Annotated in this window: 22 protein-coding genes; 6 read left to right on the plus strand and 16 right to left on the minus strand. The window is 38.2% G+C overall.

Annotated elements, in window-relative coordinates:
* Positions 1 to 9: 9 nt before the first annotated feature.
* The 6 genes from AAZR93_RS08735 to AAZR93_RS08760 all read right to left on the minus strand — a co-directional run bounded on the left by AAZR93_RS08735 (position 10) and on the right by AAZR93_RS08760 (position 7418).
* Complete coding sequence (locus AAZR93_RS08735) at positions 10 to 1023, minus strand: fimbrial protein (protein WP_434719564.1); 1014 nt, start codon at positions 1021 to 1023, stop codon at positions 10 to 12.
* A 21-nt stretch (positions 1024 to 1044) separates the two neighbouring features.
* On the minus strand, positions 1045 to 3624 hold the full coding sequence (locus AAZR93_RS08740) for a fimbria/pilus outer membrane usher protein (RefSeq protein ID WP_434719565.1): 2580 nt from the start codon (positions 3622 to 3624) through the stop codon (positions 1045 to 1047).
* A 20-nt stretch (positions 3625 to 3644) separates the two neighbouring features.
* Positions 3645 to 4322 (minus strand): fimbrial biogenesis chaperone, encoded by a 678-nt coding sequence (locus tag AAZR93_RS08745; RefSeq protein WP_434719566.1) that lies wholly within the window; start codon positions 4320 to 4322, stop codon positions 3645 to 3647.
* Between the two features lie 54 nt (positions 4323 to 4376).
* Positions 4377 to 4919: a fimbrial protein gene (locus AAZR93_RS08750; RefSeq protein ID WP_294104927.1), complete on the minus strand. Its 543-nt coding sequence runs from the start codon at positions 4917 to 4919 to the stop codon at positions 4377 to 4379.
* A gap of 790 nt (positions 4920 to 5709) precedes the next feature.
* Positions 5710 to 6480, minus strand: a complete 771-nt coding sequence (locus tag AAZR93_RS08755) for an ABC transporter permease (protein WP_294104929.1) — start codon at positions 6478 to 6480, stop codon at positions 5710 to 5712.
* A complete protein-coding gene (locus AAZR93_RS08760) occupies positions 6477 to 7418 on the minus strand; it encodes an ABC transporter ATP-binding protein (protein WP_434719567.1) in 942 nt (313 codons plus the stop codon). The genes AAZR93_RS08755 and AAZR93_RS08760 overlap by 4 nt, the downstream gene beginning before the upstream one ends.
* Positions 7419 to 7888: 470 nt before the next feature.
* Here AAZR93_RS08760 and can point away from each other — a divergent pair, with 470 nt between their 5' ends.
* Positions 7889 to 8542: a carbonate dehydratase gene (can, locus tag AAZR93_RS08765; protein WP_294104933.1), complete on the plus strand. Its 654-nt coding sequence runs from the start codon at positions 7889 to 7891 to the stop codon at positions 8540 to 8542.
* Between the two features lie 63 nt (positions 8543 to 8605).
* Here can and hpt read toward each other — a convergent pair whose 3' ends face one another.
* Both hpt and cueO read right to left on the minus strand, forming a co-directional pair.
* Positions 8606 to 9142 (minus strand): hypoxanthine phosphoribosyltransferase, encoded by a 537-nt coding sequence (gene hpt / locus AAZR93_RS08770; protein ID WP_434719568.1) that lies wholly within the window; start codon positions 9140 to 9142, stop codon positions 8606 to 8608.
* 190 nt (positions 9143 to 9332) lie between these two features.
* Positions 9333 to 11036, minus strand: coding sequence for a multicopper oxidase CueO (gene cueO / locus AAZR93_RS08775; protein WP_434719569.1), 1704 nt, complete (start codon positions 11034 to 11036; stop codon positions 9333 to 9335).
* 249 nt (positions 11037 to 11285) lie between these two features.
* Between cueO and AAZR93_RS08780 the strand changes: the two genes are divergently transcribed.
* Positions 11286 to 11633, plus strand: coding sequence for a YacC family pilotin-like protein (locus AAZR93_RS08780; protein WP_294104939.1), 348 nt, complete (start codon positions 11286 to 11288; stop codon positions 11631 to 11633).
* Positions 11634 to 11713: 80 nt separating this feature from the next.
* Here AAZR93_RS08780 and AAZR93_RS08785 read toward each other — a convergent pair whose 3' ends face one another.
* Both AAZR93_RS08785 and AAZR93_RS08790 read right to left on the minus strand, forming a co-directional pair.
* On the minus strand, positions 11714 to 12751 hold the full coding sequence (locus AAZR93_RS08785) for an AbrB family transcriptional regulator (RefSeq protein WP_434719570.1): 1038 nt from the start codon (positions 12749 to 12751) through the stop codon (positions 11714 to 11716).
* Positions 12752 to 12950: 199 nt separating this feature from the next.
* Positions 12951 to 13586 (minus strand): TetR/AcrR family transcriptional regulator, encoded by a 636-nt coding sequence (locus AAZR93_RS08790; RefSeq protein WP_294104943.1) that lies wholly within the window; start codon positions 13584 to 13586, stop codon positions 12951 to 12953.
* A gap of 385 nt (positions 13587 to 13971) precedes the next feature.
* On the opposite strand from AAZR93_RS08790, the gene AAZR93_RS08795 reads away from it, so the two are divergent.
* Positions 13972 to 15192 carry a Tm-1-like ATP-binding domain-containing protein gene (locus AAZR93_RS08795; RefSeq protein WP_434719571.1) on the plus strand — a complete coding sequence of 407 codons (1221 nt, stop codon included), beginning with the start codon at positions 13972 to 13974 and terminating at the stop codon, positions 15190 to 15192.
* Positions 15193 to 15207: 15 nt separating this feature from the next.
* The gene (locus AAZR93_RS08800) at positions 15208 to 16035 is read left to right on the plus strand and encodes a phosphoenolpyruvate hydrolase family protein (protein WP_294104947.1); all 828 of its coding nucleotides are present in this window, start codon (positions 15208 to 15210) and stop codon (positions 16033 to 16035) included.
* A gap of 131 nt (positions 16036 to 16166) precedes the next feature.
* Here the strand turns inward: AAZR93_RS08800 and AAZR93_RS08805 are convergent, their stop codons facing one another.
* Both AAZR93_RS08805 and AAZR93_RS08810 read right to left on the minus strand, forming a co-directional pair.
* Positions 16167 to 16928: a hypothetical protein gene (locus AAZR93_RS08805; RefSeq protein ID WP_294104949.1), complete on the minus strand. Its 762-nt coding sequence runs from the start codon at positions 16926 to 16928 to the stop codon at positions 16167 to 16169.
* Between the two features lie 182 nt (positions 16929 to 17110).
* Complete coding sequence (locus AAZR93_RS08810) at positions 17111 to 18007, minus strand: diaminopimelate dehydrogenase (protein WP_434719572.1); 897 nt, start codon at positions 18005 to 18007, stop codon at positions 17111 to 17113.
* A gap of 325 nt (positions 18008 to 18332) precedes the next feature.
* On the opposite strand from AAZR93_RS08810, the gene AAZR93_RS08815 reads away from it, so the two are divergent.
* Together AAZR93_RS08815 and AAZR93_RS08820 are read left to right on the plus strand one after the other, a co-directional pair.
* Positions 18333 to 19679: an MATE family efflux transporter gene (locus AAZR93_RS08815; protein WP_294104953.1), complete on the plus strand. Its 1347-nt coding sequence runs from the start codon at positions 18333 to 18335 to the stop codon at positions 19677 to 19679.
* Positions 19680 to 19898: 219 nt separating this feature from the next.
* Positions 19899 to 21218 (plus strand): serine dehydratase subunit alpha family protein, encoded by a 1320-nt coding sequence (locus AAZR93_RS08820; protein ID WP_434719573.1) that lies wholly within the window; start codon positions 19899 to 19901, stop codon positions 21216 to 21218.
* A gap of 110 nt (positions 21219 to 21328) precedes the next feature.
* On the opposite strand, the gene yjiA is transcribed toward AAZR93_RS08820, so the two are convergent.
* The 4 genes from yjiA to AAZR93_RS08840 all read right to left on the minus strand — a co-directional run bounded on the left by yjiA (position 21329) and on the right by AAZR93_RS08840 (position 25702).
* Positions 21329 to 22303, minus strand: coding sequence for a GTPase (gene yjiA, locus AAZR93_RS08825; RefSeq protein ID WP_434719574.1), 975 nt, complete (start codon positions 22301 to 22303; stop codon positions 21329 to 21331).
* A gap of 70 nt (positions 22304 to 22373) precedes the next feature.
* On the minus strand, positions 22374 to 22577 hold the full coding sequence (locus tag AAZR93_RS08830) for a YbdD/YjiX family protein (RefSeq protein WP_294104958.1): 204 nt from the start codon (positions 22575 to 22577) through the stop codon (positions 22374 to 22376).
* Positions 22578 to 22648: 71 nt separating this feature from the next.
* Positions 22649 to 24802 carry a carbon starvation CstA family protein gene (locus AAZR93_RS08835; protein WP_294104960.1) on the minus strand — a complete coding sequence of 718 codons (2154 nt, stop codon included), beginning with the start codon at positions 24800 to 24802 and terminating at the stop codon, positions 22649 to 22651.
* 435 nt (positions 24803 to 25237) lie between these two features.
* On the minus strand, positions 25238 to 25702 hold the full coding sequence (locus tag AAZR93_RS08840) for a WG repeat-containing protein (protein WP_434719575.1): 465 nt from the start codon (positions 25700 to 25702) through the stop codon (positions 25238 to 25240).
* Between the last annotated feature and the right edge of the window lie 74 nt (positions 25703 to 25776).

A 25776-nucleotide genomic window follows, 5' to 3' on the forward strand; every position in this document is an offset into this window, starting at 1 on the left:
TTACTCATTTTATTTATACACTAGGGTAACAGTGACCTGTGCATTACCATCGGAAGCTTTCACATTGTCAGATAATTTAACATACCTAAAATCAAAGGTTTTGGTGATAACTTGACTTAAATTAGCAGTATTAACCAATGAGTAAAGATGTTCATTCGACAATGACCTATCACCACCTAACCGCAATGGGGTTGTTTTACCCGCTTCGAATACTTGTACTGCGAAACCAGGCTTTTCACCTTCATTCTCTAAGTAAATAATATTCGTACTGACATTACTTGGGTGAAAATTATCGGCTATAGTATAAAAAATAGACATTTGACTTGGGCAATCAATAGTGACGGATTGTTGAGCATAGCCAAAAGTATCTCCCACTTTTAAAGCCTGCACTTTTGCTAATTCATGAACACCTAAATTAACCGATTGACGAGCACTCTTGATTTCACAAGTACTCGCTTCCCATGTCACCATCGCAGGTGCAGGTTGAATCTCACCATCCCCCTGTAAATTACCACTACATTGCACTTTTAAAGGATCAAAACGAGCGACTGCATTTTCCTTGCCTTCAATTTTGCCTTGCACTGTTTTTACATACATCATTTTAGTTTCAAGGAATAATTTCGACGTTCCATCAACTGCATTAATTGGGCTATTACTATCCGCTAAAGGATACCAACGACTGGTTCCTTTTTGACGTACACCAACCACATAACCAATACCTTCAATACCCGTGCTAAAAATTGGGTAATTATCAGCACCATCGTTAATCGATAAACCGGTTGTTTTGCTATTTATCAATGGTTGAAATTTAAGATCACTAGGCTCATTTGCTATACACACTGCATTACCAGATTCAAGATCAAACTGTTTCCAACCATTACCTAGAATTGCTTTTTGAGGAAGCTTATGAGTTGCATTATTAATATCTAAATTCCCTAAATTAACACGATAAGATCCACTACTTAACGCATTAAATGAAAACAAAGTGATACCAATAGAAGTCATAATTTGTTTTATATTCATATTAAAAGCTCATTTAAGTGTTTAACGGCAATTGACAGGCAGGATAGGCAAATGCTGCTTCAACTGCTCCGCCGTTAATTGATATTCTGCTGTGCATTGGTCTTGAGCATCGTTACCCCATTTAATCTTTAAACGCCCTTTTTCAGGCATCCCACTAAGGTAAACATCCCCATTTTCATCAGCAATACCAGAACTTATATCCTGCCCATCAGTTTGATCCAATTGAGCTATGGCACCAAAGGGAACGGGTTTACCATTGTGATTCGCATTAAAGAGTAAGCGATAACCAACATGCGTTTGATAGTTAACTAATATAGCGGCACCTTTTGTTGGAATAACAGTCACTGTATTGGTCTTTAATTCAACATTGTCAGGCAATGAGTCCACATCAAGTGAAATTTCATTTTTAGTATAAGCACTTAAATAAGGTACGATGGCATAACCACGCCCATCGGTAGCCACCCCAGTGCGGTTAGAGATATTCACATTTTCTGCGCCGGGTGCTCTAATGATGCCAAAAGAGTCATAGATAGGCTGCGACAATGTCACACCATAAGGATGAGCGACCACTGCGCCCGTTAAGCCGTAATTAGCACGTTGTGAATATCGGTCATAACCATAACCTACGTTAGCAACACCGAAGCTACCTCGATAAGATGCAGCGGCGTTTCCACTCGCTTTAGTTTCTTTATTGCCGTATGACTGTTGAATGGAATAACTTAAATTCTGACGCTCAAGTAAGCTGCCACTGATCCCAACCATCGCATCTGTATTGCCATTATTATCGGTGGTCATATTGCTATTTAATGACGTGTAGCCACCAAATGTATTATCAAGTGGAATTGTTATTGAAAATGAAAAATGATTATCAGCTTTATGTTGGTATGCGTTATCAGAATAACTGTAATTTAAATTATAAGTGATCCCGCCATAACTATTATTATAACCTGCGCTCATTGAACGTTCTTTTCCTGAGCGATTCCAATAATCTTGCTGATAAGAGGAAAAATAGATACTGCCATATTCATTAAGCGATTGACTCAATGTGACTTGGAAGCGGTTTTTTTTGTTATCTCGATATAATTCAGAATTATTGCTATTAGCTTCAGTAAAGCTGTAATAACCCTGAGTGGAGTAGCGATAATTTGCTAGTGTTACTGACGTTCCCGTTGTCATCATGTTTTTAGAATACTGAAAACGATATGATTGACCACTGTCTGTACTCTCTCGGCCTTTTAAGTTTTGTGTACTAGCTTGAGTTACATCAGTTGATAATGCACCAAAATTACCTAAGTTAATGCCAAGACCTGCGGCATAGGATTGATAATCTTTCGAAAGTAATGTTCCTGCATAACCTGTAATACCTTTAGGTAAGCCATAAATAAATGTGCTTTGCATAAAATCGGGTTCATTAGCATTTGAATTTGATTTATATTTCCCGCCGGTAAGAGAATATTTTAATTGTCCTTCACGTTGCATAATGGCAATTGATGAGAATGGCACAATAAACGAACGCTCGGAACCATCGGCTTCTTTGATTATAACGGTCAAATCACCACTGGTTCCGGTTGAGTAAAGATCGTCAATTTCAAAAGCGCCAGGGGCTACATAGGATTGATAAATCGTATAATTATTTTGCTTAACAGTTACTTCTGCATTGCTTTGAGCTATCCCCCTAATAATAGGTGCAAACCCTCTCATCGAGTTTGGTAACATAGACTCATCACTTTGCAGTTGGATACCACGAAATTGGAAGCCATCAAAAACTTCCCCTGGTGTTGTGGTATCACCGACAATTAACTGAGACTTTAAGAAATTAATCCCACGCTCTAGGCTGGTTTCAATATTATTCCATTCTCTTTGCCCTGAATTATCACTGTAAGTCGAATAATTTTTGAGCCTCCACGGACCTATGTTTAGTCCGCTACGTAAATTAAAATAATGGGAATTGCTATCTGCAGAACTATTACGGTTCCAGTTATTTGAACCACTATAATAATAATTTAACACTAATGCTGGAACGCCATTTTCCCATTGGCTAGAAGGTATTGCGCCTGCGACTTGTTTATCCATCGCTATTTGAGGAATAGAAATAATAAGTTTTTGCTGGTTGAGTTCTAAAATCGTTTTTGCATCCGGAATATAATCACTAATAACACCGATACTTTGCTCAGCCGTAAGAGAGGAAAAAGTAGCAATTGACTTAACATTAACGCCCCAAGATTCTAATTCGGCTTTAGTCAAAATAGGTATTAATTGTTTGCTCGTTTCACTATCAACAAATGTCACTTCTCTCGAATCAACAAATACCCCATTAATAATGATATCGACGTGATATTTTCCTGCAAGTTGCCCACCTGCGGTTGAAAAATGATCGAGATTTTGTAAATCAGCAACATTTGTCCCATCGACTGCACTGAGTGAATTAGGACTAAAATAATCCTCTGCAATGGCACAATTGATACTAGCGCTGACAACCATTATTGCCGTAATAGCCTGACAAATTCTTTTTACTTGAAAGTTTAATTGCCCATTATGCGAATATGAAAGATATTCATTACAATGTTCACGTAAGTTTTTTGGTTTTGTAATACGGCGCATAATGAATAATCTTCCAATTATTATTTTAATTTTTGTGTTTTAGCTTGCGTGATTGTTCCGTGATCATTAACAGCACTCCAAGTCACTTGGTTTGCTTGCATACCAGAAATACTCCATGACGCTTCACCCATTGGAGGAACCATTCCTGGATTTTCAATCCCTTTATTGCCGACTTTCAATTCACCAAACGAAACATAATAAGGTGTCGGATTTTTCGCTTTTAAAGTATTACCTGTTTTTTCAAAACTCAGTTTTTCATATGCATTAAATGCATCTGAACTTGGTAAAGTTATAGGTCGATAAATCAATTTTATTTTGTTATTAATCGAAATTGTTAAGCTATTAGTTGAATTTTTATCTGATGGTGGAATCGATTTCACATTCAACCAATAAACCGACTCTTTATCTGTAGGCAGTCTTGGGTCTGTTAATACAATACGAACCGCATTAGCTGACTCAGGCTCAATTCGAAAAAGGGGTGGGGTCACAGAAAAAGGTGGTTTAGTTTTGTCCGTGTTATCGAAATTATCAATCCACGATTGAACCAAAAAAGGTGTTTTATCATCATTTCTGACCGAAATAGAGGCTTCTTTTTTATCTCCTTCATAAATCACACGAGTTCCACCCAATACTACGCTTGCGTTAGCATTTACTGCTGCTGTGCTCAAAAGAATTAAAGCAATAAGTGATTTTTTCACACTATTCCCCTATAGGAAAAAAGAGGGAACACGTAAAGTCCCCTAATAATATAATTACTGAGTATATTTAATAGTTACGGTTACATCAGCGTTAGCGGTTCCAGGAGTTACTGCATCAGCGGTCGTTACATAACGAGCAAAATATTCTTTTTCACCTTTATTACCTTTACTTAAGTCAATAGAACCAGCTGGAGAGTTTGGTTGATAATAAGTAGAACCGACATTATCAGAAGAGAGTCCAATACCAACCCCTGTAGCCTTATCTACGTTATATAGTTCTGGGTTGTCTGAATTAGCAGTACCACTAAAAGTAACAATGGCTTGATTTAAGGTTGCAGGGCAGCCACTAAGACCAATTAAAAATGGTATTGCATCTGTTTTCTCGCCAACTTTATCAAAGCTGTTTGACATCCAAGTACCTAACTGAATAGTGCCTTCATTTTTATTTGCATTATTAACTTCAACCATACAAGTTGAATCAATAAATTGACCTTTAAAATGAATTGTCCCATTAGCATCTGCAGATGCCGCATTTGCCATACCTGAAAATGCAGTAGCCATAATTGATGTAATTAATAATGTTTTTTTAAAATTCATATTTAACCCTTTATATGTCAGTAAATATTATTTAATTATCAACGTACGCAATATTACTGATGTAAATTTAAATATTATTGCTCTACGTTTTAACTCATCAAAAGTATATTAGCGTTTCTTAACTAAATCCATAATACGTGTAATTAATATTAATTTAATATAAGTTAATATATTTAATGTCAAAATATAGCAAATTAGTGGTATCTAAAGAGCAAACAACTTAAAAATATGTTATAATTGAAATTAAAAACCAAATACCACCTTAGTGGTAGTGTTACAGTTTGTATTTTAAACTGTAACCTCATATTTCGAATGAAATATAAATTCATTACTACTGTCATTACGCTGCAATTTATTAATAAAAAAACAAATATAATTAACACTTCATTAATAATGTTAGATTTTAATATCGATAACAGAGGGATTATGGGCGTTAAAAACTGGCTAGATATAATTCTCTAATTGCTCTATAAAAATGAAAAAAATTGAGCGCTAAAAAAATAAGACTAATCTTAAGTAATTTTTATGTTAGTGCATAAAATTAAACTTTTAAAAAAATATTTATATAAGAGAAAAAAAGTCACCTATTAGAACTATTTTCTTTTCATTAAATTAGTTTAAGCAAATAAGCAACAACCTGCATTTTGGCTCACTAGAATCATAAAAATAGGTATTGTTACTTATTTAATTAATAAAAAACCGCACTTTAATTGATTTTTTATTAATCTTTAAAGTGCGGTTTTTAAGCGTCTAATAATAAATGGTTTAAGACAATTAATGACCTTAATAATTAACTACGTAATCCTCTACCTTGCTCAATAAGATACCAAGTTAGAATATAAAAGATGACTAAGAAAATCATTAAAACACCCAATGTTACCATGACAGAAACATCGGCAATACCTAAGAAGCCATATCTAAAACCACTGATCATATACACGATAGGATTAAGCTTGGATATCGCCTGCCAAACTGGAGGCAATAAAGTTAATGAATAAAAAACACCGCCAAGATAGGTGAGAGGCGTTAAAACAAAAGTTGGCACGATACTGATATCATCAAAACTTTTAGCAAAAATTGCATTCAATAATCCAGCGAGTGAAAATACAATTGCAGTAAGCAACAACGTAATTATGACCATCGACCATGAATGAACGTGTAATGGAATAAAGAACAGCGAAATTAAAGTCACTAAAAAGCCAACTAAAACGCCTCGTGCCACACCACCACCAACAAAACCAGCAATAATGACATGAGTTGGCACAGGGGCTACCAGTAATTCTTCAATATTCTTCTGAAACTTAGCACCAAAAAATGAAGAACAGACATTTGAGTAAGAGTTTGTGATCACCGCCATCATAATCAGACCGGGGACAATAAACTGCATATAATCCACCCCACCCATTTCACCAATTCGAGAACCAATCAAGTTACCGAATATCACAAAATAGAGTGACATCGTAATCACTGGTGGTAACAATGTTTGTACCCATATCCGACCAAAACGAGTAACTTCCTTTATCCAAATCGTTTTTAATGCAACCCAATATAATGAAATCATTGTGCATCCTCCTTATGGGCGGCATCACTTTCTTTTCTCACTAAATTGACAAATAATTCTTCTAAACGATTCGCCTTATTACGCATACTCAAAATTTGAATGCCTTGTTCGCTTAATTGACTAAATACCCCATTAAGTCCCTGCTCTCTTTTCACATCAACTTCCAGCGTCGATGTATCAATTAACCGAGCGTCATATCCTGCTAATTTAGGTATCGGACTTTTAGGTGTTAGGTCAAAAATAAATGTTTCTGACTCTAGTTGACTTAATAACTGCTTCATACTGGTATTTTCCACCAGCTCACCGTGTTGAATAATACCAATATTCCGACACAGCATTTCAGCTTCTTCTAAATAGTGGGTTGTCAAAATAATGGTTGTTCCTTGTGCATTTAGCTCTTTCAGAAAGCTCCACATAGAACGACGTAGCTCAATATCAACACCCGCTGTCGGTTCATCTAAGATCAATAATCGAGGTTGATGCATTAATGCCCGAGCAATCATCAAACGACGCTTCATACCACCAGATAAGTTACGCGCCCGTTCATCTCGCTTTTCCCATAAATCTAATTGGGTTAAATATTGTTTCGCACGCTGTAAAGCGATATCACGCTTAACGCCATAATAACCTGCTTGATTGAGTACAATCTGTAATACCGTTTCAAAAGGATTAAAATTAAATTCTTGTGGAACGAGACCAAGTTGCTGCTTAGCCTGCACAACTTGCTTTGAAAGATCATAGCCAAACACTTTGACTGAACCACTAGTTTTATTGACCAGTGAGCTAATAATCCCTATTGTGGTTGACTTACCTGCGCCATTAGGTCCGAGCAATGCATAAAAGTCACCATCTTCAACGTTCAAATCGATTCCTCGCAAAGCCTTCACGCCACCCGAATAGGTTTTGGTCAGTTGCGATAACTCAAGGGCATACGTCATATGTAAAAAACACCTTTATTCTTGTGATGGTTTAAGGGCAATATGGGCCTATGATGCCACTTTTTTCTATTCTATGTTATGCAGAAAAGTGATAATAAACCCAAAATAATTTGAGATACAGATAGGTAGCAAGGGAAAATAGCCCAAGAACTGCAGTAATAATGTCATTTGAAGTATGATGAATATAAGGTTATAAAAGATAATTCAACATGTTACTTATTTAGGGTTGTCTTGTCTAAATGAGTGGTTCATCATAATGAAATTGAATTAATATAACTAACTATTAATAAATCAATATACTCTAAATCAGTCAAGGTGCAGCTAAATGACAAGTAAATGAGTCGCTAGGCGCTAACTAACATTGGTAACTAGAACGAATGAACACAGTCAACAACAATGCAAGTTGATGTATGACGAGTTAAATATTGTATAAATTTTTATCGCAAAGTAACACAACCAGGCTATAAGTCATGATGAAAAAAATCGAAGAGCTATTTGCAAATAATGAAGCATGGTCAGCCTCTGTAAAAGAGGAAAATCCTGAGTTCTTTAAAGAATTATCAAAAGCTCAAAAACCTAGATTCCTATGGATCGGCTGTTCAGATAGCCGTGTACCTGCTGAAAAATTAATTAATGCTGCGCCAGGTGATTTATTCGTACACCGTAACGTTGCCAATCTTGTCATTCATACCGACCTTAACTGTTTATCCGTTATTCAATATGCGGTAGATGTTTTAGAAGTCGAACACATTATCATCTGTGGCCATTATGGATGCGGTGGTATTGAAGCGGCTGTTGATAATACTGAGTTAGGATTGATTAACAACTGGTTATTGCATATCCGTGATATATGGTACCGACATAGCTCAATGCTAGGTGAATTAAAGCCTTGCGAACGCCTCGACCGTTTATGCGAATTGAACGTTGTTGAACAAGTTTATAACTTAGGCCACTCAACTATTATGCAGTCAGCATGGAAACGTGGGCAAAAAGTGATGATCCACGGGTGGGTCTACGGTATTAACAACGGTCGTTTGCATGATTTGCATACCACTGCTGATAGCCGTGAAAAACTTGAGCTGTGTTATCGTGAAGCAATAGCGAAACTCACGCCAAAAATATAGCAATCGAATATCAATAAAAAGGACAGCCTTAGCTGTCCTTTCTTTTATAGCATGAGAGATTGATTACTCGTCAAGTAGAGTCACATGCCCAATATAAGGTAAATGGCGGTACTGTTGAGCATAATCAATGCCATATCCCACGACAAATTTATCTTCAATAGAATAACCAATCCATTCGACTGGTACATCAACTTCACGACGTGAAGGTTTATCAAGCAACGTACAAATCGCAACAGATTTCGGGCCACGTAATTCGAATATTTCACGCACTTTATTTAAGGTATTACCCGAATCGATAATATCCTCAACAATCAGAACGTGTTTACCCCGAATATCTTCATCTAAATCTTTAACGATTTTCACATCACGGCTGGATGTCATTGCATTACCGTAGCTTGATACCGTCATGAAATCGACTTCATGAGCTACACTGATTTTACGGCATAAATCAGCCATAAAAATAAATGAGCCTTTTAATAAGCCAACGAGTACTAATTCGCCCTCTATTTTTTGGTAGTGAGCACTAATTTCATTCGCTAATTCATTAATTCGCAGAGCGATCTCTTCTTCAGAGATCATTACTTCAAGGGTATGTTTCATCTTTAATTACGCATCTATGGGAATGGAAAGCACGTAATTTTAGCATAAAGCTCTCTAAGACGCGATATCTTCACAGACAACCTAAATTTAAGTTAATGATGATAATGATTTTAAATTATACCTATAAAAACAAAAGGGCTAGAATCTAACAATCCTAACCCATGAGATATTTAGCTTAATTTAATTAATATTAGCTAACCGTGAAACCCATCATCATCCCAGTATCTTCATGCTCTAATAAATGACAATGCGCCATATAAGGATGCTGCTGTGTTGCTGGATGCTTAAATTCTACCAACACTTCACTCACTTGCCCTTCCACTCTTACAATATCTTTCCAGCCTTGGCGATGTGGCTCTACCGCTTTGCCATTTTCTTTCAAAATTCTAAAACGTGTACCATGCACATGGAATGGATGTAACATCATGTCACCGCGACCTGAAATGACCCAAATCTCTTGTTTATTCATCGGTGCATTAAACGCAGGATGTGTCATCGAGAAAACTTGTCCGTTAATGGTATTCGCGTTATGAATGTCTAATTCACCAGTCCCCGTACCACAATGACCACCACCATTTCCCATCCCATTCATTGGCATGTTATTCATCTTGCCCTGAGACGCATTACCGTCACCCATACTACCGTGATTCATATTGCCGTGATTCATATTGCCGTGATTCATATTTCCCTGCCCCATGGAATTATTATTTCCATCAGACATCATATTTTCCATCATTGCCCCGTGCCCGCCCATGTTACCCATAGCTTGGTCACCATATTTTTCACGTAACATCATCATGCCTTGCATATCTAAGCGCATATCCATCATTAAATGGAAGCGGCGACGAGTCAGCCCTGCAAGTGATGGAATCGCGGGCAACGCGGCCAAGACAGGTGGTAATTTACCTTCACTAGCACTGATCGTCGTTTCAATATGAAGGACAGGCAAAGGCTGATCGAATGGTGCAATCGTCATGCCCATTTGGCCAACAGGTAAGGTCACTAAATCAAATGAGCGGCCATCAGAAGCATCAATTAATACTTCAAAACGCTCACCCATTAAAATAGGTAATTCTGTTAATGGAATAGGCTCTGCGAGTAGGCCTCCATCACTTGCCACCACATACATTTTACGGCCATCACTGGTTGAAATATTTAAGCTTCGTGCATTACATCCATTCAACAACCGAAGGCGTATCCAACCTTTTGGAGCAATGTGCTTAGGAAGAACTGCACCATTAGTCAGCATCAGTGAACCAAACCAGCCCACAGCAGCACTCATCACATCCAACTGATAATCTATCTGGCCGTCATCATTCAAACGTTTATCTTGTAAAATCACAGGAATGTCATCAACGCCCCATGAACTTGGTAAGCCATGTTTAGTGCTATCTTGGTCTTTAATTAATACCAGTCCAGCTAATCCCATCGCAACTTGGTAGCCTGTTTGTCCGTGTGTATGAGGATGGAACCAGCACGTTGATTCAGGTTGTGCGACGGTAAAATTTACTTTTCTGCTCGCGCCCGGACGAATAATCGCTTGTGGACCACCATCTTGCTCACCTGATATTTCTAATCCATGCCAATGCACTGTTGTTTCTTCAGGTAGTTGATTTACAATATTAATATTAACATTTTGTCCGTTTTTCAAACTAATTGCCGGACCAAGTAAATCACCGTTATATCCCCACGTTGTCGTTTTTTTACCGGGAACAAACACAGAAGTCCCTTGCTTAATTGCAATTTGGATATTACCTTGAGCATCTGGCTCTAACAATGCAGGAATAGCAAGAGTTGGATAGTTTTCAGCCGCTACCGCGATACGGCTCCAAATAGGTAGCGCACTTGCAGCGTAAGTAATAGCGCTTAATTTAAGAAAATCGCGACGTAACATTGATAACCTTCCTTTATTTATCAAAATAAAAAATCTGTGAGAACAAAATAGGATGGCAAATAGCCAATTACCTTTTCCGGCGAAAACGTGCTTTAATAGTGGGGATGATAAAGCTTCCCCCTACAGGAAGGTCAACATACCCACTCAATAAATATGGGTTTATTACATTGATTTAAGAAAAATATAGTTGACTAACAATTCTATTCTCATGCTAACGTAACTTTACAAACAAATCCGATAGAATACTGAATGCGCAAATTTATAGTAATGTCATGCTTAATGACTCTGTTAGGGATAACCCAATCTGCCAGAGCTCTTTCTACAAACGAAGCTGAAGATCTTGCCGATCTCACAGCCGTTTTTATTTATTTAAAATATGACTGTGGATATACACAAATACCCGATAGGGAAATTGAACGAGCTATCGTTTATCTTGCAAAGAGCAATAAATGGGATCTCAGTGATTATAACTCCACAAAAATGACAGAAATGAACAAAGAAAGTTATGCTGATCTAAAAGGTATTCCTTTAGATAAAGACTTTAAATGTCAATCATTAGCTCGTGACTCATTGGGATTATTTGCTTACGTCAAATAAGTTAAATCATCACCTATTGGGAACAACAGTTAACTTAAAGTAAAGAAACATGTTAATTGCCATACATGTTTCTTTTCAGTTTAGGGTCTCTTCGCTCTTTTTTCCTGCCAAAATAACACCAAAGATGGAATACTTTGAATTATCACCATTCTGATAATGTGATTCGACATGACAAATCCAGCATCGAGATTCATCGTAATTGCAGCGAATGTCATCGCTTCCATACTACCCGGTGCCCAGGCTAACAGCAAAACTGAGATATCGTAACCGGTTAACCATGATGCAAACACAGTAACAAGAAAAGTTAAAAAAATATTAATAACAACAACTTGAGCAGAAGAGTAAATATTTTTAATTAATGATGACAATGGGAAAACAATAAAATGATTACCAATGTTCATACCGATTAATACCATACTAAGTTCTGTTAGCATTAATGGAAAATGAAGCGGCACATCCAGCCAACCTTGTATTAAAGTTGCCGTGGCTAATGAAGTCAGCATAAAAGGTGCAGGAACTCTTAAACGCTGTAATATCAATCCAGAAATAACACCTACTGCAACAATGACTAGCAACCAAAAAGTAGATTCTAATGAAAGCTGGGGTAATTGAAAAATAGGTTGAGGGTCATTATTGCTACCCACAACAATACCAGCTAAAAATATTAAGATAATTAAGCGAATGGTATGGGAAATAACAATTTTCTGTGGCGGGGTATGCGTATGGTCAGTCAGCGCTAAAATGGCGGCCATTGCACCAGGAACTGATCCTAACATTGCTTCTTGTTTAGTCCATCCTACCTTGCGGTAAAACCAAAAAAAACTGAATGAAAATTGCACGGCTAAACAGACAACTAACATAACTAATAAAAGTAATAAATTATCGACTTCTTTTAACGAAACCTGATTGAACATCAAACCTACAGATGTCCCTAACGCGACTTGAACAAAGGTGATGGTATGCTTAGGAATAGGAAAAGAGAAACCAAATCGATGAAAAATAATAATGGCAATAATGGGACCAAACATTAATGCGAGTGGTATTCCAAAATAGGTTAGTAGCCCACCAATAAATGAGCAACTCACTATCCCGCCTAACATTTTTATGAATTTCATCATCAAAAACTAACCATTAAGACCCCATGTTATAGCCTTAATTTATATCACAATATAATGCCATCAACGTTTAGTTTTCGCCTATTTGTCACCTAAGTGATTATTCACTGAAATTTCAATTTTTGACCGATATTCATTTTGTATTTTACTAATTTAGAAGCATAAATCAGTGATGATAAAATCAGTTAACTGAAGCTCAGATTTACTTATTTCTGTTATCAGCGTCGGCTTGGTTAATAACGGCTTTTGCCATCCACTGCGCAATTTCTGTGACTTGCTGATTATCTAACATCCAAATATCTTTTAGCACTAAGAATATTTCCGAGCCATAAATAACCGAAAAAGCTTTGATAACTTTATCAATCGTTTCTTGCGGATATTCACCTTTCATCGGCGTTGTCACCATTGAAAGAATATCTTTTCGATTTCCTCGCTGAAGGCGTTTAACTTTCGGGACATCTACATTTTGCAATGATGAGCGGTCAGAAGCCCATTGCTGTAGTGAGACTTGTAATGCCGCTCTTAGTACTCCTTCATGCTCAAACATTCGAGGAAAAGCATAACGCAATAACTCGTCAATACGTTCACTGGTTTTTTCACTTTGCGGTCGCCATGTTAAAATAGGTCCCAAACTGGCATTCACGGTAGCGGTAATTAAGTCGCTCTGTGTGGGAAAGTAGCGATAGGCTGTTGCACGAGAAACGCCGGCTTCAAATGCAAGCTCAGAAACAGAAGGCATTGCACCCTTTTCAAATAAATCTAAAGCCGTCGTTACCAATAAAATATAGGTTCGTTTACGCGTACCTTTATATTCTGAAATATTTTGAGTTTGCGGCATTTATTCATCCTTAAAATACTGTCTCTGAGAATAAGTTTAATCAGCTTCATAAAAAAAAGAACTCGAGTTGACATGCACTTTTAATCTATTAGATTTTCTAACATCTCTCAATTTTAATTTAGCTTTAAACTAATTACTCAATATCATAGGTGGATCATGCTAATTAAGCTACAAATTATAGATATTAATATTTAATGATAGTGATAATAACCCATATTAAATATTATTTTTTAATTTTTATCAATAAGATACAATCATTAACACATTTTCCTTATCTTAAATTTAAAAACGAGATAATAATCTCATTTTACAAACCTAAAAAATGATACTATAGTCTCATTAAGATGAAAAATTAAACTCCCGACCCAATCTGAAAGGATTTTCCATGAAAAAGCACCAGGGATTTATTTACATAGCTACTACGTTAGATACTAAAAGTGCCGAAATTTTTTATGTTAGTGAAATAATAAAAAATGCAGGGCTTTCTGTACGAACAGTCGATTTAACAACGCAACCAACTCAATTAGAAAAAAATGCGGATGTTAGTGCTGATACTATTGCGAACTATCATCCTCTTGGTGCTAAAGCTGTTTTTTGTGGCGATAGAGGTAAAGCTATAGAAGCTATGGCGCAAGCATTTAGTCTTTATCTTGCTGCACAAACCGATGTTGCTGCTATATTAGGCCTTGGCGGCTCAGGCGGCACAGCATTAATTACCCCAGCGATGCAAATATTACCTGTCGGTATACCTAAACTAATGGTTTCCACCATGGCCTCTGGCGATATTTCAGGCTATATCGGTGCCAGCGATATCTCAATGATGTATTCAGTAACCGATGTCTCTGGGTTAAACATTATTTCCCGTAAAGTATTAAAAAATGCAGCCAATCAAATTGCAGGGGCAGTTTGGTTTAATCAAGATGATGAAGATACCACCACCTTAAAACCGGCTATTGCATTAACTATGTTTGGTGTCACCACATCTTGCGTGCAACAACTTACTGCTAAGCTAGAAGATGAGTTTGATTGTTTAGTTTTTCATGCTACTGGCAGTGGCGGGAAGGCAATGGAAAAACTCATTGATAGCAATCTATTGCATTCCGTTTTAGACATCACCACTACGGAAGTTTGTGATTTTCTATTTGGTGGCGTACTTGCCTGTGATGAAGACCGTTTTGGTGCAATTGCTCGTACTCAAACCCCTTGTGTCCTTTCCTGTGGTGCTTTAGATATGGTCAATTTTGGACGACCGGCCACGGTGCCCGAACAATATCGTGATAGGCAATTTTATCACCACAATTCGCAAGTTACTCTCATGAGAACTACCCCAGAAGAAAATCAACAAATGGGTCGTTGGATTGCACAAAAACTTAACCGTTGTGATGGCGAAATTCGCTTTATCATTCCAACCGCAGGATTCTCAGCCTTAGATATTGAAGGCGCACCATTTTGGGACCCACTCGCTGACCAAGCATTTATTGATGCACTGACCGAAAATCTAATTACAACAGCAAAAAGACAGTTAATTTTGAGTCCTTATCATGTTAATTCCGCTGAATTTTGTGAACAAGTGATTCAATTACATCAGGATATATTGAACAAATAATACAGAGGTCTATTCATGAAACATAACCGCGAAAGTTTACTGAAAAAATTCAGAGATATGATAGCCCGTGGCGAACCGATTATCGGTGGTGGTGCGGGAACTGGGTTATCAGCTAAATGCGAAGAAGCTGGCGGTATTGATTTAATCGTTATCTATAACTCAGGCCGCTATCGCATGGCTGGTCGTGGCTCACTCGCTGGCCTTCTTGCCTATGGCAACGCCAATGAAATCGTTATGGACATGGCAAAAGAAGTGCTACCGGTCGTTAAACAAACCCCTGTGCTTGCAGGTGTCAACGGTACGGACCCATTTTGTCAGTTTGATAAATTCCTTGATGATATCAAAGCGACAGGCTTCGCTGGTGTGCAAAACTTCCCAACGGTCGGTTTAATAGACGGTAACTTCAGAGCAAATTTAGAAGAAACAGGAATGGGTTACGCACTTGAAGTCGATATGATCCGTATGGCTCACGAAAAAGACTTATTAACCACACCTTATGTCTTTAGCAGTGAAGATGCTATCGCAATGACCAAAGCCGGTGCAGATATCATTGTGCCTCATATGGGGTTAACAACAGGTGGTAATATTGGTGCAGAAACAGCTCTGACACTTAAAGATTGTGTGGCCCTAGTTAATGATTGGGCGAAAGCGGCTAAATCGGTTCGCGATGATGTGATTGTACTTTGTCATGGTGGTCCTATTGCTACACCAGAAGATGCTCAATATATCTTAGCTAATTGCCCAGATTGTCATGGTTTTTATGGTGCAAGTTCGATGGAACGTCTACCAACTGAAATTGCCCTCACAGAAACAACACAAAAATTCAAATCAATTACTCGCTAGTATTTTTATTTTCCATTTTGTTTTGCCAACACCAGGCGCCTACTTCGGTAGGCGTTTTTTTATTGCTTATAGATTATTTATTCATAATAAAAACTGTCATTAAATATGATAACGCAAAGCAAAAATCATACTTAAGCGCTAACCTTACTAGCCTGTTTTTTACGGTATCGATAAGTAAAATACTTAACAATAATAGGCATCACCACTGGCATAGAAAAGTACATAACACCAAAAGCAAATGCAACATGGGGGTTTTCAGGAAATTCTCCACCTGAGGTCATGGCAGTATAATAGTCAATGGAAGATAAGTAGCTAGGCGTTAGACCACCATAAGGCACCATAAAAGATAGGATCAGAGCGGCGAAAATACAAAACATAAAGTTGAGCGCCATTAATGCGGAATAGCCCATATTTTCTTGTCGTTCTTGCGGACTACGGCTACTCAAACCAAATATCATTCGATTTATCACTGTAGCACTGTAAAGATAAAGAATAATTGGCGCATCACCAAGTACCGAAGTATTTATTGCAAGGGCAAATACTCCATAAAATAGAGCAAAACCCACCAAGGCAATTTTATTTTGAATTACCGCCATAAAAACGCCAGAGTGCACGAGAATAAACTCAAAAATAAGAATAATTGTCAGATTATAAATAATCTCTGCATTATAGTATTCAGGGTAAAACCATACTGAGAGAATAAACCCAACATAGAATAACGAGAAACCATAGTTAACCATTTTCGATAATGCGCGAATAACATTAAATGATTGTTTGCTTTCAGTCAGACTTTTTGTCGAACTGCTCTTAGAAAAAAAACCGCTCTCGCTTTGCTTATCATTGCTACGATTATTTCTATTCGTTTTTCTTTCACTCCTTGATTTTTTATTCATCATTTTATCCTCAAAAATAATCGTGCCAATCATTAAGCTTGGTAGACTACTCAATCAGGTGAAAAATAAATAGTGGCTATAATCTGAATGTTGAAATAATGAGAGGATTAAAACAGAGAACGTAAATGAGTAGAAATGGCATGAATCATCTCAATCGTTATTCATGCCACATAAGTAAATAGTTAAACCAATTTAGCGATTAAACTATCTAAATCACCTTGTAGAAAATTAACCGGTGGGATTTCAATAACCGTATAAGCGCCTGCGGCTTGTTTCATTGTTGCTCTAGCAGCAGAAACCATAAATTGGGACGTTAATGCAGGGTTATTGATACGCATTGTATATTCAAATAATTGATTATGCGTCGCACCTGAAACTCCTTTATGGGTCATATGTACCCCATGACCCACATCTTTAAGCGCATCAATGCTATCAACTTGACGGATATGCGTTTCATCTGATGAGAAATAGCTATCCGCTTTGATTGCACGAGCCACATCGTCAAAACTAGCCCCAGAGACCAATTCAATATACACCATGCGACGATGCACACCGGTTCCCAGCGGAATAGTCACTGACAGCGCATCTTTTACACCCTCGACTGCCTTAGCTGCAACGCTATGCCCCATACTCATACCTGGACCAAAATTGGTAAAAGTCACGCCTTTCGGTGCCATCGCTAACATTAATGTACGCATGATGGAATCAGAACCAGGATCCCAACCAGCGGAAATAATTGCGGTACTGTTATAAGCTTTTGCGACTTTATCAAGGCTATGTTTTAAATCTACAATGCCTGAATGCACATCAAAACTATCCACGGTATTAATACCGAGGCTTAAAATTTTTGCAGCCAAAGGCTCAATTGCACGAGTTGGTGAGCACAATAATGCAACATCCACTTTTCCCAGTTTTTCAATATCATCTACAATTTTGTAAGCAGAAAGTTCAGCAGGAACATCTTGCGTATTACGGCGCACTATCCCCACTAATTCAAAATCTTCAGCGGCTTGAACAGCTTCGAGTGCATAACGGCCAATATTGCCGTATCCCACTATTGCTGCTTTAATTTTAGTCATTTGTGTTCCTTAATTTAACGTCTTCTGATGTTGTTCGCACGTATTAACGCTATACCTTGAATCTTTCAGGCCTCAGCAAATATATCTCATCGCAATAATACATAAATATGTAGTAAGAGTGAATAATTAACAGTCAATAGCGTTATAATAAACACTATAATTCGAATTGTTATGAATATATTGAATCTAACAGAATCGTTGAAACTAAACAAAGTATTCACTTTATAAAAATAGGGCATGCCAAACGCTATTATACCTCAGCAAATCCATGTAGAATTATCGTCCAATTTATTTTCCCTTAATTCTAATTATATAAAGGTTCTTGATGCATCAGTCTGATGTCACTGAGAGATCGCTATTTTCTCTTAGTTGGCCAATTTTTATTGATATTTTTCTTCATTTGGCCACTTTACTTATTAATACCTACATGGTGAGCCATGTATCAACAGCCTACCTCGCTGCAATGGGGGTGGGAAATCAGGTATTTGATCTTTTTATCACTATTTTCACTTTCATCAGCGTCGGGTGCAGTGTTGTTATTGCTCAATATTTGGGCGCGGGACGTCGTGATAAAGCAGGTCAAGCCATACATATTTCGATTGCGTTTAACTTCATACTTGGTTTTTCAAGTGCGTTAATTGCCCTCTTTTTTGGCTATAAAATCCTTAGCATCATGAATACACCATCACATTTAATGGATGATGGTTATGCATATTTGCACATTTTAGGCATTTGCTTAATTCCTGAAGCAATTTCAATCATATTAGCAGCATGTTTACGCGTATACGGCAAGTCACAGCCTGCAATGTGGGTGACTTTGATAGCCAATATCATTACCGTATTTGGTAACATGATTGTGCTATATGGCTTCTTCGGTTTACCGCAATATGGATTAGAAGGTGTTGCATGGTCAACTGTTGTTGGACGTGTCATCGCGGTTATTTTACTTTTCTGCCTATTATTTTATGGACTGAGAATTAAATTTTCCCCGCTACAATTAGTACGTTGGTCTAGCAGTATGTTAGGTAAAATTCTGCATATTGGATTACCTTCTGCGGGAGAAAACTTGGTGTGGATACTACATTTTATGACCGCATCCGCATTCATCGGCTTGATGGGAGAAACCGCACTTGCGGCTCAAACCCTATACTTCCAGCTTTCTCTTTTTATTATGCTGTTCGGTATATCTATCAGTATTGGTAATGAAATTATGGTTGGGCATCTCGTTGGAGCAAAACGCTTTGAAGATGCTTACCGTCGTGGCATAAAAAGCTTAAAAATGGGCTTTTATGTCACTATCGGTGTCGTTATTATTTTCTGGCTACTGCGTGATCCTATCATTACCAATCTGACTGAAGATCAGGGAATTATTACGCTCTTGCTACCACTGTTCCTACTTTCAGTGTTCTTAGAACCAGGTAGAACACTGAATATTGTCATGGTTAACGCACTCAGAGCATCTGGTGATGCACGCTTCCCATTATGTACGGCCATTATCTTTATGTGGGGCGTCGCGATCCCATTGGGTTATTTCCTTGGTATTAAAATGGAAATGGGGCTACTCGGTATCTGGATTGGCTTCTTTGCAGATGAATGGCTACGTGGTTTAACCAATGCTTGGCGTTGGCGCTCGCGTCGTTGGCAAAGCAAACGACTCGATTTAGATAGCTAGGGATAAAGATCAACAGCCCTTAGCACCCCTATCCTGCCTAATGTCTTAGGCAGGATTTTTTGTGATACACATCAAACTTAAAATTTTTTCGCCTTTGTAACTTAAATAAGAGATTATTTTTCTCTAAAACCCCCTCAACACCTTAAACATAGTGAAACTTTTCTCCCACTTTTTTATTAAAATAATTCCATCAAAAAGATTCCGTTGGGAAAACTCACTATGCACACACAATCTCAGCCATTACTGTGGCAATATTTTATTAACGCAGTCAAGCAAGAGGTTAAACCTGCTTTAGGCTGTACCGAGCCAATTTCATTGGCACTAGCGGCAGCGAAAGCGGCTTCGTACGTTAATGGCGAAGTGATCCGTGTATGTGCCTTTGTTTCCCCAAACCTGATGAAAAATGGTATGGGTGTCACCGTACCTGGAACTGGCATGGTCGGATTACCTATCGCTGCCGTTCTTGGCGCTATTGGTGGTGATGCAGATGCAGGTCTTGAAGTGCTAAAATCAGCCACTCCCGATGCGATTGAACGCAGTAAGGTCATGCTTGCGGCAGGTTTAGTGACTGTCGATATTAAAAAACCCTGTGATGATGTAATTTATTCCGAAGCCACCGTTTATACCGAAACGGAATCCGCAACAGTGATGATTGCGCGTACTCATACGCACATTGTCAAAATTATCCATAACGATAATATTATCTTTGATATCACTCAAGGTGAGCAACAAAGTAGCTCTCCTGTTGACTGTGCTGCCGATATTCCATTACCTATAGTTACCGCTAAAGCGGTCTATAATTTCGCAACTCAAGCCCCCCTTGAAGATATTTGTTTCATTTTAGAAGCCGCGCATCTTAATGATGCGTTATCTCAAGAAGGCTTGCGCAATGTTTACGGCTTACATATTGGTAGAACGCTACAGACTCAGCGCGATCGCGGTTTATTATCGAAAGACTTAATGTCAGAAATTATGATCCGTACCTCTGCTGCATCAGATGCACGTATGGGCGGTGCAATTCTTCCTGCGATGAGCAATTCAGGTTCAGGTAATCAAGGTATTGCTGCAACCATGCCTGTCGTCGTCACGGCTGACTACCTTCAATCAACAGAAGAACAGCTCGCACGTGCATTAATGCTATCCCACCTAATGGCTATTTATATTCACAATCAACTACCTGCATTATCAGCTTTATGCGCGGCAACCACCGCCGCAATGGGTGCCGCCGCAGGAATTGCGTGGTTATTAGAATCGCGTTATGAAGTAGTTGCGATGGCTATTAGTAGCATGATTGGGGATGTCAGTGGCATGATTTGTGATGGGGCGTCAAACAGTTGTGCGATGAAAGTCTCTACGGGCGCGAGCTCAGCATACAAAGCCGTACTAATGGCAATGGATAATAGCTGTGTTAGAGGCTCTGATGGTATTGTTTCTGATGACGTTGACCAATCTATTGCAAATTTATGCGCATTAGCCGCAGGGTCGATGAAGCATACTGATGTGCAAATCATCGAAATTATGGCAGCGAAAGCGCGCTAACTGTTCTTATAACACGTCAGCTTAATCCATACGGGTCATATACTTATATAGATGACCCGATATCCTAGCTTATCACCTTGTTACCTCTGAATTACTCTTAGCAACTTATATTATTTAAGTTCAAGCTGTGCAAATTTTTCGCGGATAATCTCTTCAGGAAGCTTAATTCCAATAAATACCAATACACTGTGGCGTTTTTCATCATCAAGCCAATCTTTATCCCAATCTGCGCTATATAGGCGCTGAACGCCTTGAAATAATAAACGCTTAGGTTCATCTTTGATGGATAAAATACCTTTATAACGTAATAAGTTATCAGCGAAACTTAACAATAAATCTTCCATCACTTGAGATATCGCCATCAACTCAACTGGGTAATCAAATTCAACCACTATCGACTCCACCTCATTTTGCTGTTTTGGTGCAAAACGAAAAGTCGGTTGTTTAACAATTAACTGTGAATCTAACAAAAACCCTTCAATATCCAACAATAACTTTAAATCTATATCACCATGAATAACTGGATAAATCGGTGCTCGTGCGTTAATTCGTTGTATACGCTCAATTAGTGCCTCTTTTTGAGCAGTATTGTTAGGCTCGATATCTGTTTTGGTGAGTAGAATTCTATCGGCATAACCAATTTGGGCCTGTGCTATTGCAAAATCATTTAACTGTTTATCTGCATGAACCGCATCTACAAGCGTAATGATGCCATCCAATAAAAATCGTTCGCACAAGACTTCATGAGAGAAAAAAGTTTGCGTAATCGGACCGGGATCTGCCATCCCCGTGCATTCAATCACCAATCGGTCAAAATCAAGTTTGCCGCTATCTAGTCCATCTAATAGGTCTAATAATGCATTTTCTAATTCACTTGAACGACTACAACAAATACAGCCATTACTTAATGTAGTGATTTGAGTGGCTCTATCACCTATTAATGCATTATCAATAGGAACTTCACCAAATTCATTTTCAATAACTGCGATTTTATGCCCATGATCAGCATGAAGAATATGACTCAGTAGTGTTGTTTTACCTGCACCTAAAAAACCGCTTAGTATCGTGACATTGATTGGTTTCATTATTATCCTCATTTCTTCATCAATTTATCGGTTAACTTCGATCATTAACATTAATCATTACTATTGATCATTAACAACAGCGAAATCCACCCTTTCCACTACCACCATAACGCGCATCTTGTCTCTCACGGAAAAATTCTTTATAAGTCATGACCGGTTTATCGGGATGGTTATCTTTCATATGTTGTACGTAAGTATCATAATCAGGAATACCAATTAGCATACGTGCCGCTTGCCCAAGGTATTTTCCTGTTTTACCTAAACTTCCAAACATCGCCTTCTCCAATACAAATGCCCTACATCATGTTATCGCACAATGTAGGGCACCATTTTAGACTTTAAAGATTAATGTGAAGATGAAACTTTCACACCCTCTTTAGGTACCGGTACATAAGGTGTTTCCATATCGGTGCGATTTGGGTTTTTATTCGCCTTCATTGCAACACGGATACCAAAGAAAATAATTCCGTATACCACAACTAAGAATAGAATACTTAAACCCGCATTCGTATAGTTATTAATAATAATGTGGTTCATATTCGTCACGTCTTGTGCTGTTAAATCAGCACCACCAGCGGCGATTTTATCTTTATATGATTTCGCTAAATAAAGGAAACCTTCCAACTGAGGATTATCACTGAATAATTTCAGACCCAGCGCCCAAGTGGTACAGATTAATAACCATACAGCTGGTAAAACAGTAACCAAAATGTATTTGCTGCGTTTCATCTTAATCAAGACAACGGTACTTAAGACTAAAGCTACTGCAGCTAACATTTGATTCGAGATACCAAACAGCGGCCATAGGCTCTTAACGCCACCTAGTGGGTCAACAACGCCTTGATACAATAAGTAACCCCAGAGTCCAACACAACCCGCGGTACCGATAATCCCCGCAACTAATGAGTCAGTTTTCTTCAAGAATGGAACGAAGTTACCAAGTAAATCTTGCAACATAAAGCGACCTGAACGCGTTCCCGCATCTAGTGCAGTTAAGATAAACAGCGCTTCAAACAAAATACCGAAGTGATACCAAAAGCCCATATTAGCGGCAGGCATTATTTCGTGGAATACAAATGCAATTCCCACAGCCAGTGTTGGCGCACCACCCGCACGGTTCAAGACAGAAGGTTCACCAATGTCTTTCGCAGTTTGCATAATTTGCTCAGGAGAGATAACAAAACCCCATGAGCTAACCGTTGCGGCGGCTTGTACTGAAACATCTTTCAATTGAGCCATGATCATTGCAGCATCAGAGCCACCCAATTCATGCAAGTTAGGCATCGTAATACCTAAAGCCGCAGGAGGGGTGTTCATTGCAAAATACAAACCAGGTTCAATAATAGATGCGGCAACCAATGCCATGATAGCAACGAAAGATTCCATTAACATCGCACCATAGCCGATATAACGTGCATCTTTTTCATTCGCTAACAATTTAGGCGTCGTACCCGATGCTATCAATGCGTGGAAACCTGATACCGCCCCGCAAGCAATAGTAATAAATAAGAATGGGAACAACGTACCTTTCCAGACAGGGCCTGTACCATCAACGAATTGTGTCACGGCTGGCATTTTCAGTTCTGGATTTAGGATCACAATACCAATCGCCAATCCAACAATAACACCGATTTTTAGGAAGGTTGCTAGGTAATCACGTGGAGCCAGAATCAGCCAAACAGGTAATAATGCTGAAACAAAGGCATAACCCACAAGCGTATAAGTAATCGTGGTGTCTTTAAATGTCAGCGCTGGGCCCCAGTACGGGTCGTGTGCAATAACACCACCGAACCAAATTGATGCCACCAATAATACAATACCAATGACGGATATCTCAGCCACGCGTCCCGGCCGGATAAAGCGCATATACACTCCCATAAAGAGTGCGATTGGGACTGTAGAACAAACTGTAAATACACCCCAAGGGCTTTCTGCTAGCGCTTTAACCACTATCAAGGCCAATACAGCCAGAATAATGATCATGATAAGGAAACAACCAAACAAAGCCAAAGTCCCTGGGATAGGCCCTAGCTCTTCTTTAATAATTTCCCCTAGCGATGCACCATTACGGCGTGATGAAATAAACAGCACCATAAAATCTTGTACCGCACCGGCAACAACAACACCGGCAAGTAGCCATAATGTTCCGGGAAGATAACCAACCTGTGCCGCTAATACTGGCCCGACTAATGGGCCAGCACCTGCAATCGCAGCAAAGTGGTGACCAAATAAAACATTTTTATTTGTCGGTACATAGTTTAAACCGTCATTATTAATGACCGCAGGTGTTGCCCGAGTTTCATCGAGCTTCATCACTTTAGTCGCTATATATAAGCTATAGTAGCGATATGCAATTAGATAAACTGACACCGATGCGACCACTATCCATAGCGCACTGATGTTCTCACCACGTCTGAGAGCGACAACGCCCAAACAAACTGCACCAATTATCCCAAGGATCATCCAAGGAACGTGCTTTAAAATACCATTCTTGTTCATAGAACACCTTTCTGAGGTAGAACGAACATGCCATTAATCCCTGATTTACCATTAGTTAAAAACACATTGAATCTGCTTTTATTACTTTGAATGAATAACTAATGACTTTATTATTGGCAGCGGTTGACTTGTAGTAAGTAAAAAATGAACTCTGCCATAGTGTATATGGTAAGAAATAACTCACCCTAAAAGGCGAAAGTTGGACTAAGCGGTGGCATAAAGAATTAAGCGGTTAGATTTTTGACGCGAATGGTTTTGAGCGTGACATGAGCGGATGAAAAACGTGATGTAGATAACAATAATAACAGCATTTCAATAAGTTAAACAATTACATCAATCTAGTTAAAATTGTCATTATTGTTAATAAATATAGAGAAAAAAGTGAATTATTACTGTTAATTAATAAAGTGATTACAAAAACTAATAATGTAGTGGTTATTCATTGATAACTTCCCCTTTCAAAGAAATCCATTGCCAATTACCACCAACCCACCAACTGTGTTCGCCATCCGTTTCTATTTTGCACCCAATACCAACATGCGCTTTGCTGTTTTCAAAGGGATGAGCACAATCATACTGAGCTTCAATCACAATTTTGCCTGTTATTGCATCGGCATAGCCAATTTTATTGTTCTTAATAATGCGATACACCCCATCCTTAACTGCATCTGGCCAATTATCAAAATAATAAATTTGATACATTTCATCGCCATTAATATCGACGATTGAAAATTTTTCATTAGGAATATCAAGTAGGCAATATAAGTAAGGCGATTTAGGCTCGAAACAGTGACTTTGCTTACCTTCAACCCAATTTTCAAATTGCTTTTCAAGATTATCGCTAAGCGAACTACTCGACATAAAAATTAATGACACCGCGCAGATTAAAAATCGGATCATTTATCACCCTTTAGCTTTATCATTTTGCTGTATTTATTCACTCTGAAAAATCATCGATATAATATTAAATAACA

Origin of the sequence: Providencia sp. Je.9.19, from assembly GCF_051129765.1 — a bacterium.
Taxonomy (GTDB): domain Bacteria; phylum Pseudomonadota; class Gammaproteobacteria; order Enterobacterales; family Enterobacteriaceae; genus Providencia.